Below are 12,121 nucleotides of genomic sequence, written 5' to 3'. Positions count from 1 at the left end.
GAGAATTTATGGAACGATTTAAAAAAGCAATTAAAACTCTTTTTATAATAATAGCATTTCTTTTTGCTAATGTCATAATTGATGCTTTCACAGGAGCGACCATTCCTAGTATAATTGCAGGAATTAAGGATGGAGATATTCTAAAATCCTCTGACTATCTTGTATATGGTCTATTTGTAGGCCAGCTTATAAAACTTACTCTTTTATATTTTTATATAGGAAAGCGTGATAAGACTTATAGGAACCAATTGGACAGGCCATATATTTTAAATAATAGAATTATTAATCCGATTCAACTTTTAGGAATAGGACTTGGAACAGTTGGTTTTGGTCAAATTTTTGTTAACATAATAATGAAGATTTTTGCAGGCACAGATCAATTAAGTAGTGCTATGAAACTCCTGGAAAAAGCCTTTAGCCCAAAAGGTCCTGTAGATGGCGTGATTATATTGGTGGTAGTAGCAATCGGTGCACCCCTTGTTGAAGAACTACTTTTTAGAGGAGTCTTGTTTGAAGAAATCAAAAGAGAATGTTCCTTGAATACCACAATATTTTTGACAGCCCTAATGTTTGGGTTTTATCATTTTAATATCATCCAAAGTCCAAATACTTTTTTCATGGGACTTGTTTTAGCCTATGTATATTACAAGACAAAATCGATTAAGGGTCCTATAATAGTACACGCAACAAATAATATCCTTGCAATGATACCTTTTCTAGACCAAGGCTTAAGTCCAATCGGTCTAGCAATCTATGGAACATTTTTGATAATAGGAATATATTCTATAATAACACTTAGGCGAAATGCTTAGGTGTTTTTTAATTTTGCAAAATTAGAATTTACATTCAATAGGAGTAAAATATAAATAGAAAAGTTTCACGTGAAACATTAAGGAAGTTATATGAAAGCAATAATATATTCAGTGGGAACAGAAATCCTGCTGGGATCAATTCTTGATACAAATTCAAAGTTTATCGCCGAAAGGCTCCAAGATATGGGCATAAATTTATATAAGATGGTAACAGTTGGAGATAATCCAGAAAGGCTCTACCAAGCCCTAAAGGAAGCGGATGGCAAATACGACTATGTCTTTATAAGCGGCGGCCTTGGACCAACCGATGATGATATTACCAAGGAAACTCTAGTAAAGGTTTTGGGTCTAGAAGATGAGATGGCTTTAGATCATGAATCCTATGAGGAATTACAAAAATATTTCAACGATGAGAAAAAAGCCATGACTGTAAATAAGAAACAGGCAATTTTCCCAAAATCAGCAACCATACTTAAAAATGACCAAGGAACCGCTCCTGGTTGTATAATAGGCAATAAGACAAAATTTATATTAATGCCTGGCCCACCAAATGAAATGCAAAATATGTTTGATAAGGAAGTCATTCCTAGAATCCACACTGACTTGATGATAAAATCTATTAATTGTAAAATTGCTCTTTTGGGTGAGTGGGATGTGGCAAGTAGGATTGACCTTTCAGGTTCAAATCCAACCATAAGTCCTTATGCTAAAAGTACGGGAGTAGAACTAAGGGTAACAGCAAGTGGAAAAGATGAAGAAGATTTAAAAGCTTCCTTATATATGGGAGTTAATAAGGTAAAAGAAGTTTTTGGCCCTCTCGTTCTGACTACAGAAGAAAAATCAAGAGAAGAAGTTCTCATTGACGAATTAAGAGCAAAGGGAGAATTTATTTCCACTGCCGAATCCATAACAGGCGGACTCGTTGCTTCATCTATAATTGATGTAGCTGGCGCAAGTGATGTTATAAAAGAATCCTATATAACCTACGCCAATGAAACCAAACACAAATTGCTAAATGTTTCATATGAAACAATTGAAAAGTATGACGTGGTAAGTCCGGAAGTGGCAGGAGAAATGCTTGATGGGCTTTTCAAGGCGACAGGTTCAGACTTATGTCTTGCTACAACAGGTTATGCACATTTAGGAATAGCCTACGCAGGTGCCTTATATAAGGGAAGGAAATATATCAGAAAGATTAGTGTAAAGGGAGATAGGAACAAGGTCAGAAGAGTTATTAAGAATAAACTGATCGACATGACTATATTAATAGTGAGAGGTGAATATGAAAACTATATCAGTATTTAACCAAAAAGGTGGGGTTGGAAAAACTACTTCGGTTGTAAACTTGGCAGTAGCCCTAGCCTACCTAGATAAGAAGGTTTTAGTAATTGACATGGACCCACAAGCTAACGCCACAACAGGCCTTGGCATTGATAAAAACAAGGTAGAAACATCTGTTTATGATCTTTTCTATATCCTAGCTGAGCAAGAGGAAAGTAAAAGAGCGGAGGAAGAAGCCAAAGAAAATCACGATGAAAGTGATGAAGAGAATTTAGGTAAGGATGCGAAAGAAGTAAGCTTAGAGGAACCTGGGAAAAGATATATAGACCTAACTGGCCATAGCGAAATTGTTTCACAAGCAAGTCATGAAGAAGAATCATCTTTTGAAGGTTTTGACCAATATATTATAAATACAGTATCAGGTGTTGATTTGATTCCATCTGAGTCTTCCCTATCTGGTCTTGAAGTTGAACTTGTGGAACTTGATCCACTTGAAAGGACCCAAAAGCTTAAGGAAATAATAAGTCAACTAAAAACAAACTACGACTTTGTTCTTATAGATTGTCCACCATCCCTAGGACTTCTTTCTATAAATGCCCTAGTAGCAAGCAATTCGATAATTATTCCAATTCAAACCGAGTATTATGCCCTAGAAGGTGTAAGTGAACTTATGAATACCTTTGAACTTGTAAAGGGAAGTTTAAACAAGGACCTTTATGTGGAAGGTGTTCTCCTATCCATGTTTGATAAGAGGACTAAGCTTAGCTTTGAAGTTGTTGAGGAAGTTAAAAAATTCTTTAAGGACAAGGTCTTTAAGACAATGATTCCTAGAAATGTTAGGCTAGCAGAAGCGCCATCACACGGCAAATCAGGCATAGAATACGATGCAAAAAGCCAGGGGGCTATGGCCTATATCAGTCTTGCTACAGAACTAATTAAGAATATTTAGGAGGATTTATGACCAATAGAAGATCATTAGGAAGGGGTCTGGGTTCTTTGATTCCGAATATTAAGGAAGAAGTAAAAGAAGAAATCCTTGATGAGAAAACAGAAGAATTATCAAGACCAGAAAATATTAGCCAAGAAAATGCTCCGGATATTAATGGAGAAACAAGGGAAGAAAATTTAAAATTTACAAAAATACAAAGTCTAGCAATAGAAAAGATTAGGCCAAGGCAAGGTCAACCAAGGACAGATTTTGATGAAAAATCCCTAGAAGATTTAGCTAATTCTATTAAAGAATATGGACTTTTAAATCCTATTACAGTCACAAAGGTTAGTGACCACTACGAAATCTTAGCTGGAGAGAGAAGGTATAGGGCAAGCCTTTTAAATAAAGAAGAAACCATTGATGCCATTGTAAAAGATTATGAAGAAAAAGACGTTGAAGTTTTATCTTTGATAGAAAATGTCCAAAGAGAAGACCTTTCAGCTATAGAAGAGGCAACAGCCTATAAGAAACTTGCTGATAATTTTTGCTTAACTCAAGATGAGATTGCTCAAAAAATGGGCAAGTCCCGTTCATATATAGCAAATACAATTAGGTTATTAAAATTAAATGAGGAAGAAAAATCCGCCTTAAGCCAAGGAACTATCTCCCCATCCCAGGCAAGAAGCCTTTTATCTTTAAGCGACGAAGATAAAAGAGCCCAGGCCCTTGATGACTATATAAATAAGAAGGCAGTTGTCCGTGATGTAGAGAAAATCTCAAGAGAAGAAAAAGATACTCCTCGCAAAAACTTTATAGACCTATCTGGCAAAAAAGAAATAGAAACAAAAAAAGCAGAAAAAAACCAAGAAAAAAAAGAAAAAAGTGAAAAACTTCCAAACCTGGACTCACTTTTATTTGACGATTTTGAAGAAAAATTCATGGATAAGCTAGCAACAAAAGTTGCCATAGAAAAATCCAAGGATGCCTACAAAGTCGTTATAGATTGTTTTTCTATAGAAGATATAGAAAAGATTTACGACAGGATTTCCTATGAAGATTAATGACCTTAGGGTAGGAGAATTACTAGAAGAAACTAGAAAGGTAAACGCTAAACCAGGTGGCGGAGCCATTGTAATCTTAAGTGCAAATCTCGCCTTAAACTTAGGGCTCATGATGGAAAGAAACGACTGGGGGAATCTAAAAGAAGAAGCTAGGGAAAATCGCAAGACTATGGAAGAAATTTCGGACCTTTTGGTTAAATGTGCCGATGAAGATATTTATTATGCAAATCTTTTAATTGACCAATACAAAAAGAAGAGACCAATCGACGATAAGTTTTACATAGATGCAGCAAGACCTCAGGTGAGACTTAATACTCTGGCTAGTAAGGCTCTTGAAATTCTCGGGTTTTACTTAGAACATGGGAAGGCCTCCACCCTAGCTGATGGAGAAATAGCAAATGAGATGCTCTATAATGCAATGAAGGCAACAGTGCCAACCATAAAAGCAAATCTAGAGGGTGTGTCTTATAAGTATGATCTAGATCAAGCCTTAAAAGAGGCTTACAAATTATATCAAAATAATAGAAATATTATAGAAAGAAGGAAAGCTTGACAGGAATATATATAGGAATGGGCCTTTTGGCACTAATTGTAATCTTGCAATTTGCAATGCTAAAGGGGCTCCAAGATAGGACTCGTAGACAAAAACAAAGATACGATCACCTCTTAAGGGGCAACGACCCAGATGTGAATATAGAAGAATTATTAAACAACTTAAATGACCAAATTGAATCCTCACACAAGGAGCTTAGAAATATAAACAGGACTGCAGCTGATGCTAAAGATACAACTATGGGGGCAGTATCAAATATGGCAGTTGTCCACTTTGACGCCTTCGAAGGCCAGTCTCGTGAATTATCCTTTGCTCTTTGTATGTTAGATAATTTCCACAATGGAATTATCTTAACAAGTCTTTATGGCGCTGATGGTGCTAATGTTTACCTAAAAGAAATTGCAAATGGTTCTGCCAAGGAAGAATTATCTGAGCCAGAAAACCAGGCCCTCAATAAAGCTAAAAGATAAAATTGCAAAAAATTTGCAAAAAAACTAGCTTTATAAATAGAAAACAATATAATAAAAGTAGTAAAAAACAAGGAGGATTTAATGGCAAACATAGGGATTCTAGAACAAGCTATTAATGTTATAAAAGGAAAAAACCTTACCATAGTCTTACCAGAAGGTAATGACCCAAGAGTACTAGAGGCTGCTATTAAGCACCAAGAAGAAGGACTACTAAGTCCACTTGTCTTAGGTGACCAAGGAGAAATCCAAAAAACAGCAGATAAACTTGGTAAAAGTATTTCAAAGATTAAGATTTTAAATCCAGAAACATTTGAACATTTCGATGAAATGGTTGATGCCTTTACAGAAATCAGAAAAGGCAAAATCGATAGAGAAGAAGCAGAATTTATCCTAAGAAGGGATCTAAACTACTTTGGTGTTATGCTAGTAAAACTTGGATACGCAGACGGACTGGTATCAGGTGCTATCCATACAACAGCAGACACAATCAGACCAGCCCTACAAATTATTAGAACAATTCCAGGCAGGAAGAGAGTTTCTGGTGTAATGGTAATGCTAGGACCAGATGGAGAACAACTAGTATTTGCAGATACAGCAGTAAACATCACTCTTGAAGCGGACGAACTTGCAGAAGTAGCAGTAGAAACAGCTCATACAGCAAAGACTTTCGGTCTTGACCCATATGTGGCAATGCTATCATTCTCAACTCACGGTTCAGCCCACCACGATTTAGCAACAAAGGTTGCAAGGGCAACATCTATTGCTAAAGAAATGAATCCAGAAATGAAAATCGTTGGTGAAATCCAATTTGACGCAGCAATTGATCCTGAAACAGCTAAAAACAAAGCTCCAGAATCTGACGTAGCTGGTAAGTGCAATGTATTTATCTTCCCAGACCTACAAGCAGGTAATATCGGATATAAGATAGCTCAAAGACTTGGTGGTTACAAGGCCCTAGGACCAATACTCCAAGGACTAAATGCTCCAGTTAACGACCTTTCAAGAGGTTGTTCAGCACAAGATGTGTATGAAATAGCTATCATCACAGCCATGCAAGCAGCAGAAAGAGCTAGAGAAGCAGCAGAAGCTGCAGCTAATAAATAAAATAAGAACTTAAGGGCAATCAGTTTTGGTTGCTCTTTTTTTATATAATTCTAAGAAAGAGGGTGAGTCTTATATTTATAGATGAAATAAAAAACACATCCAAGTCAGTAGTGCCCATAGCCATCCTAGTTGTGATTTTGAATTTTTTTGTAGGAGTAGAAAGTAAACTCTTAGTTAATTTCTTGTTTGGATGTCTTGGAGTAATCATTGGCCTTGGAGTGTTTCTAACAGGTGTAGAAATATCTGTATCAGAAATTGGCGCAATGATGGGAGAATTTCTTGCAAGGTTTGATAGGATTATAAAGGTAATTGTCTTTGGGGTTTTTATTGGTTTTACCATATCAATAGCAGAGCCAGACATTTTAATCCTTGCAGGAGAAGTCACATCCGCCATAGGAATCCCTACCCAGGTCATAGTAATGATTATTTCCCTTGGAGTGGGAATCATGATTTCTTTTGGTCTTTATAGGATATTTAAGGATATTAGCCTATCGACTATGATGTGCATAATTTATGGGACAGTTTTTATCCTGATGATTTTTACAGAAGAAATGGGTCATGCCATAGCCTTTGATGCCTCAGGGGCTACTACAGGAGCCATGACAACTCCATTTATAATCGCCCTTGGTCTAGGTGTTGCGGGCCTCAAGGGTGAAAAGAGCGAAGATGATTCCTTTGGCCTTGTTGGTCTTGCTTCAACAGGACCAATTTTAGCAGGTCTTTTGATGAGCCTATTTGCTGGTGGAGGCGGGGAAATTGTAACAGATCATGTGGCCCACTCTCCACTAATGTCAGGCTTTATAAATTCAACCTTCGCTATAGTGCCAATAGCCTTGGTATTTTATATAATGAACTATTTATATTTTAAGATAGAAAAAGATGAATTAAAGTCGATAAGCTTGGGACTTGTTTATACCTATCTTGGCCTAATACTTTTCTTAACTAGTGTTGAAGGCGGATTTATGGACCTTGCTAGGGTTATGGGAGAAGGCTTATCGGATAGCAAATTTTTGCCATTAATTGGTTTCGTATTAGGACTTTTGGTTGTTCTTGCAGAGCCGGCGGTGGCTGTTTTATCTGAACAGGTAGAAGACGTCACAGGTGGTTCTATTCCAAGAAAAAATATCCTAATAGCCCTATCAATTGGGGTTGCCTTTGCAGTTATGCTTGCAATCTTCAGGATAAGAATTGAAGGCTTCGCCCTTTGGATGCTAATTGTGCCGGGATTTTTGATTTCCCTAATCCTATCAAGGAGGGTTGATCAAATCTTTGTTGGTATAGCCTTTGACTCGGGAGGGGTCGCATCAGGACCTATGACAGCGACCTTCATTTTGGCATTTTGCCAGGGCGTTGCAGGCAATATTGCCGATGGCTTTGGAGTAATATCCTTTGTAGCCATGATGCCAGTTTTAACTATTATGATAATGGGCAATTTGTATAAGGGAGCGAGATAATGCAATTATTAAGAATAATCTTACCAAGGGGTAAGGGATCTAAATTTATGAATATCTTAAAGGACCACGGAGCTAGTGCCATAGGATGTTTTTATGGCGAAGGCTCTGCGCCAAGCGAGATTTTATCAGCCCTTGCCATAGATAAGACAAAAAAGGAAATAGTTACAGCCCTTATAGAAGAAGAGTCTGTAAAGAAAATAATAGAGGAAATATCTGAAAAGCTACAAGCGGTCAATTCAGCTGTGGCCTTTTCGACATCATTAGAGGGAGAAAATAAAATGGAATATGTTTGCTTATATGTAATTGTCGACAGACACCAAGGCCAAAAAGCCATCCACATAGCCCAAGAAAACGGAGCCAGGGGTGCAACAGTAATCCACGGCAGGGGTTCAGGAGAAGCAGTCAAAAGCAAGTTGTTCTTGTCAATGAACATAGAACCAGAAAAAGATTTGGTAATTATGCTTGTAAAAAAAGACATGGCGGAAAAAATCCAAAACGAAATTTATGACCAAATGGATTTGAAAAGCCAAGGAAAGGGTATAATATATTCACTACCAGTTAATCACGTAGCTGGTCTGGTAGAACAGAGTAATTAAGAAACAAAGGAGCATTTATGCAAAAATTAGATACATTTGAATTTAGAGAAAAGGTAGAAAACGGCACAGGACTTTGCCTTGTAGATTTTTCTGCAACTTGGTGTGGTCCATGCAAGATGCAAGCGCCAATCCTTGAAGAATTAGCAGGAGAAGTTGACTACGACATTTATACAGTAGATGTGGATGAGTCAAACGAAATTGCAGGCCAATACAATATAAACGCAGTTCCTTCTTTATTAATATTTAAAGATGGGGTTTTAAAAGGCAACCTAATTGGTTTTCACCCAAAGGAAACTCTTGTAGAAGAAATGGCAAAATTCATATAATGACCTATGATATTGCAATAATCGGCGCAGGTCCAGCAGGACTTAGCGCCGCTTTAAATTCAAAAATAAGAAATAAGTCGGTAATTCTTTTTGGGAAAGACTCCGAAAAACTAGTTAAAACCAAGAAAATCTCAAATTACTTGGGTTTTACAGATATAAGTGGGTTTGACCTAAATGAAAAATTTAAAAAATCCCTAAAAGATTTTGAAATCAAAAGAGATACCAGGAAGGTTAAAACCATCTATGCCATGGGATCATATTTTGCGATTGAAATCGAAAATGAAAGCCAAATGATAGAAGCAAGGTCAGTGATAATGGCAACTGGTATTGAGCTTAAAAAAGATTTGGGAAATGAAGAAAAGTTTTTTGCCAAGGGGGTAAACTACTGTGCGACTTGTGATGCGGCCCTTTATAGGGGTAAGAAAGTTGTAGTTATCGGCTACAATGATGAATCTGTGGCGGAAGCAAATTTCACCTCAGAGATTGTAGGAAGTCTTGTTTTTGTAAATATGACAGGCAGGGAAGTTTCCCTAAATGAAGGCATAGACCTAATTGAAGGAGAGATTCCTCTTGGTTTTGAGGGAAGTGAAAGGGCAAAAAAACTCATCTTTAAATCTGGTAGAGAAATTATAGCTGATGGATTTTTTATAGAAAAAGATTCGTCAAAGGCTGAAAGATTAGTTCCATGTATAAAAATGGAAGATAATCATATCCTCACATCTAAGGACACATCCACATCTATCAAGGGGCTTTTTGCGGCTGGAGACATAACTGGCAAGCCTTATCAAATCATGAAAGCTGTTGGCGAAGGCCAGGTTGCAGCTCTTAAGGCAGTCTCCTACCTAGCTAGTAAAAATTGATAAATATATAATAGGTGTAAAATATAGCTTTTTATATTGACATAAACTTTAAGATATGTAAAATAATATAGTATATAGGAGGTAGCTATGCCAGATAAACACATAAACTTTTTTGAATTTAACAATACTATATTCTCTATGATTAGGGAAATATCTCATAAAATAGACTTGTTGCTCCAAGATACAGCAAACAGTCTAGACCTCACCCCTCTCCAACTAAAGATAATAATTGCCCTTTATTCTGCTGATGAGGACGTATCAATAGGTAATCTTGGAAGGGCTATAGGGGTCACAGGTGGCAACATTTCTAATATCTGCAAGAAGCTTGAGAAAAAAGGCTTTGTAGATAGGATAAGAAGCGAAGAAGATGAAAGAGTGGTCAATGTCAGGCTAACCGAGACAGGAATTGCTGCAAGCAAGGAACTTGGAGAATATTTCTACAAGATAAGGGAAGAATTCCCAGATGACGCTGTGGATGTAAACCTAGAAACAATAGTAGAAGAGCTAAGAGAACTTGACATACTACTTGATAAATATATATCAAGGAGATCTATATGAACCAAAAACCAAGAAAAAATAGGCCCCTATTATATTATTGGATAGGTGCCATAATTATTTACTTCATATTTTCATATGTCTTTAGCCCTATTGCCCAACAAGACGGGGCAAAAGAAGTATCCTACAGCCAGTTTGTGGAGATGATTGAAAATGACCAAGTAACTGAAGTTAATAAGGACAATTTAAAATATACCTTCAAGGCAAAGGTTGAAGGGGAAGAAAAGACCTACCAAACAGGTCTTTGGGAAGATACAGACCTTACAGAAAGGCTTTTGAAGGCTCAAAAACGCAACGACAAACTAATTTTTGGCAAGGAAATAGAAACAAGGATGAATCCATACTTGTCCCTCTTCCTTACAAGTGTCCTTCCATTTATTTTCCTAATTGGAATCTTCTACTTCGCATCAAGGTCTTTATCAAAGACCATGGGCGGCAGAGGCGGTTCTGATTTCATGAATTTTGGTAAATCCAATGCTAAAATCTACATGGAAAATGAAACAGGCAAGTCTTTTAGAGACGTGGCTGGCCAGGAAGAAGCCAAGGAAAGCTTAAGCGAAATCGTAGACTTCCTCCATAATCCAAGTAAATATAAGGAAATCGGAGCTAGAGTGCCAAAGGGAATTTTACTTGTAGGTCCTCCAGGAACTGGTAAGACCCTACTAGCAAAAGCTGTTGCTGGTGAAGCCAAAGTGCCATTTTTTACAATTTCAGGATCAGAATTTGTGGAAATGTTCGTTGGTATGGGTGCATCTAAGGTAAGAGATTTATTTAAACAAGCCAAGGAAAAGGCCCCATGTATAGTCTTTATAGACGAAATCGACGCAATCGGTAAGAAGCGTGACGTATCAGGATACTCTGGAAACGACGAACGTGAACAAACCCTAAACCAACTCTTAAATGAGATGGATGGTTTTGATGCGGCTGAAGGAGTAGTGTTACTTGCTGCAACCAACAGACCAGAAATCCTAGACCCAGCCCTCACTAGACCAGGTAGGTTTGATAGGCAAGTCCAAGTCGAACTTCCAGACTTAAAAGGCCGTGAGGATATCCTAAAAGTCCACGCAAAGAGGATTAAAAAAGAAACAGACATAGACTATGAAGAAATCGCTAAGAGAACCGCAGGTACATCTGGAGCAGACCTTGCAAACATTGTAAACGAAGGTGCCCTAAGGGCAGTAAGGGAAGGCAGAAATAGGCTAACCCAAGAAGACCTTGAGGAATCAATCGAAACAGTAATAGCTGGTATGCAAAAGAAAAACGCAGTAATCTCTGATGACCAAAAGAAAATCATAGCCTACCACGAAGTTGGCCACGCCCTAGTAGCAGCCATCCAAACCCACAAGACACCAGTTACAAAGATAACCATAGTTCCAAGAACTGGTGGTGCCCTAGGATATACCATGACAGTCGATAAAGACGAAAAATATATCATGACCAAGCAAGAGTTAATCGACGAAATCGTGACCTTTGCAGGTGGTAGGGCGGCAGAAGAGCTAATTTTCAACACCAAGACCACTGGTGCGTCAAATGATATAGAAAAAGCCACAGCTATGGCAAGAAATATGGTCACAATCTATGGTATGGACGACGAATTTGACTTTATGCAATTAGAGCAAATCCAAGGACGTTACCTTGGCGGTCAAAGAGCTATGATAGTATCAGACGGCACAGGCAATAAGATTGACCAAAAGGTCGCAAAAATCATAGCAGACGCCCACTTTAGAGCCATTGAAATTTTAAAGGAAAACATAGATAAACTCCACGAAATCTCTGCCTACCTCCTAAAAGAAGAAACCATAACAGGAGAAGAATTTATGGAAATTCTTGAAGGAAAAAAGGACAAAAATCTTAGTGAAGAAAAAATCGCAGACAATACCGATGTAGATGTTAAAAATCTAGAAAATTCTGAAGAAGAAAATCAACCACAAGGAGATTCTAAAAGTTCAGAAGAATCAGAAAAGCCAGTTGGAAATGAAAATGAAACTGGAAATGAATCTGAAAATGAAAAGGAATCAGAAGTTGAAGGTGAAAATAAGAGATTTATAGACTTGTCTAAAGATGAGGAATAAAATCAATTTAAAAGTTGATGTTGCAGAAATCTGTTCTGCAACATCA

General features: G+C 37.4%; 13 protein-coding genes. All 13 read left to right on the top strand.

Features of this window, described 5'->3' with window-relative positions; all coding sequences use genetic code 11:
* Positions 1–8: 8 nt before the first annotated feature.
* The 13 genes from J2Z38_RS04135 to ftsH all read left to right on the top strand — a co-directional run bounded on the left by J2Z38_RS04135 (position 9) and on the right by ftsH (position 12,075).
* Positions 9–812, top strand: coding sequence for a CPBP family intramembrane glutamic endopeptidase (locus tag J2Z38_RS04135; RefSeq protein ID WP_209772786.1), 804 nt, complete (start codon positions 9–11; stop codon positions 810–812).
* A gap of 90 nt (positions 813–902) precedes the next feature.
* Positions 903–2,117 carry a CinA family nicotinamide mononucleotide deamidase-related protein gene (locus tag J2Z38_RS04130; protein ID WP_209772784.1) on the top strand — a complete coding sequence of 405 codons (1,215 nt, stop codon included), beginning with the start codon at positions 903–905 and terminating at the stop codon, positions 2,115–2,117.
* Complete coding sequence (locus tag J2Z38_RS04125; protein ID WP_209772783.1) at positions 2,095–3,042, top strand: ParA family protein; 948 nt, start codon at positions 2,095–2,097, stop codon at positions 3,040–3,042. Before J2Z38_RS04130 ends, J2Z38_RS04125 begins: the two co-directional genes overlap by 23 nt.
* A gap of 8 nt (positions 3,043–3,050) precedes the next feature.
* Positions 3,051–4,085 (top strand): ParB/RepB/Spo0J family partition protein, encoded by a 1,035-nt coding sequence (locus J2Z38_RS04120; protein WP_209772781.1) that lies wholly within the window; start codon positions 3,051–3,053, stop codon positions 4,083–4,085.
* Complete coding sequence (locus tag J2Z38_RS04115; RefSeq protein WP_209772779.1) at positions 4,075–4,638, top strand: cyclodeaminase/cyclohydrolase family protein; 564 nt, start codon at positions 4,075–4,077, stop codon at positions 4,636–4,638. Before J2Z38_RS04120 ends, J2Z38_RS04115 begins: the two co-directional genes overlap by 11 nt.
* On the top strand, positions 4,635–5,108 hold the full coding sequence (locus tag J2Z38_RS04110; protein ID WP_209772777.1) for a DUF4446 family protein: 474 nt from the start codon (positions 4,635–4,637) through the stop codon (positions 5,106–5,108). Before J2Z38_RS04115 ends, J2Z38_RS04110 begins: the two co-directional genes overlap by 4 nt.
* Before the next feature lie 81 nt (positions 5,109–5,189).
* A complete protein-coding gene (gene pta, locus J2Z38_RS04105) occupies positions 5,190–6,212 on the top strand; it encodes a phosphate acetyltransferase (protein ID WP_209772776.1) in 1,023 nt (340 codons plus the stop codon).
* Between the two features lie 62 nt (positions 6,213–6,274).
* Positions 6,275–7,666 carry a DUF1538 domain-containing protein gene (locus J2Z38_RS04100; RefSeq protein WP_209772775.1) on the top strand — a complete coding sequence of 464 codons (1,392 nt, stop codon included), beginning with the start codon at positions 6,275–6,277 and terminating at the stop codon, positions 7,664–7,666.
* Entirely contained in the window at positions 7,666–8,262 is a 597-nt protein-coding gene (locus J2Z38_RS04095) for a P-II family nitrogen regulator (RefSeq protein ID WP_209772773.1), read from the top strand. Before J2Z38_RS04100 ends, J2Z38_RS04095 begins: the two co-directional genes overlap by 1 nt.
* Before the next feature lie 17 nt (positions 8,263–8,279).
* Positions 8,280–8,588 (top strand): thioredoxin family protein, encoded by a 309-nt coding sequence (locus J2Z38_RS04090; RefSeq protein ID WP_209772771.1) that lies wholly within the window; start codon positions 8,280–8,282, stop codon positions 8,586–8,588.
* Positions 8,588–9,448, top strand: a complete 861-nt coding sequence (locus J2Z38_RS04085) for an NAD(P)/FAD-dependent oxidoreductase (RefSeq protein WP_209772769.1) — start codon at positions 8,588–8,590, stop codon at positions 9,446–9,448. The genes J2Z38_RS04090 and J2Z38_RS04085 overlap by 1 nt, the downstream gene beginning before the upstream one ends.
* Positions 9,449–9,535: 87 nt before the next feature.
* Entirely contained in the window at positions 9,536–10,006 is a 471-nt protein-coding gene (locus J2Z38_RS04080) for a MarR family winged helix-turn-helix transcriptional regulator (RefSeq protein ID WP_209772767.1), read from the top strand.
* Positions 10,003–12,075 carry an ATP-dependent zinc metalloprotease FtsH gene (gene ftsH, locus J2Z38_RS04075; protein ID WP_209772765.1) on the top strand — a complete coding sequence of 691 codons (2,073 nt, stop codon included), beginning with the start codon at positions 10,003–10,005 and terminating at the stop codon, positions 12,073–12,075. The genes J2Z38_RS04080 and ftsH overlap by 4 nt, the downstream gene beginning before the upstream one ends.
* Positions 12,076–12,121: the final 46 nt, after the last annotated feature.

This window comes from Anaerococcus degeneri, assembly GCF_017874475.1.
GTDB lineage: Bacteria > Bacillota > Clostridia > Tissierellales > Peptoniphilaceae > Anaerococcus > Anaerococcus degeneri.
The sequence above is the reverse complement of the archived record's forward strand: the minus strand, read 5'-3'. Positions and strand labels throughout refer to the sequence as shown.

What these genes read in the sequence shown, in the direction of transcription:
- J2Z38_RS04115 (WP_209772779.1), top strand. Translation starts at nt 4,075, where the DNA reads ATGAAGATTAATGACCTTAGGGTAGGAGAATTACTAGAAGAAACTAGA.
- J2Z38_RS04085 (WP_209772769.1), top strand. Translation starts at nt 8,588, where the DNA reads ATGACCTATGATATTGCAATAATCGGCGCAGGTCCAGCAGGACTTAGC.
- pta (WP_209772776.1), top strand. Translation starts at nt 5,190, where the DNA reads ATGGCAAACATAGGGATTCTAGAACAAGCTATTAATGTTATAAAAGGA.
- J2Z38_RS04125 (WP_209772783.1), top strand. Translation starts at nt 2,095, where the DNA reads ATGAAAACTATATCAGTATTTAACCAAAAAGGTGGGGTTGGAAAAACT.
- J2Z38_RS04080 (WP_209772767.1), top strand. Translation starts at nt 9,536, where the DNA reads ATGCCAGATAAACACATAAACTTTTTTGAATTTAACAATACTATATTC.
- J2Z38_RS04130 (WP_209772784.1), top strand. Translation starts at nt 903, where the DNA reads ATGAAAGCAATAATATATTCAGTGGGAACAGAAATCCTGCTGGGATCA.
- ftsH (WP_209772765.1), top strand. Translation starts at nt 10,003, where the DNA reads ATGAACCAAAAACCAAGAAAAAATAGGCCCCTATTATATTATTGGATA.
- J2Z38_RS04120 (WP_209772781.1), top strand. Translation starts at nt 3,051, where the DNA reads ATGACCAATAGAAGATCATTAGGAAGGGGTCTGGGTTCTTTGATTCCG.
- J2Z38_RS04095 (WP_209772773.1), top strand. Translation starts at nt 7,666, where the DNA reads ATGCAATTATTAAGAATAATCTTACCAAGGGGTAAGGGATCTAAATTT.
- J2Z38_RS04135 (WP_209772786.1), top strand. Translation starts at nt 9, where the DNA reads ATGGAACGATTTAAAAAAGCAATTAAAACTCTTTTTATAATAATAGCA.
- J2Z38_RS04090 (WP_209772771.1), top strand. Translation starts at nt 8,280, where the DNA reads ATGCAAAAATTAGATACATTTGAATTTAGAGAAAAGGTAGAAAACGGC.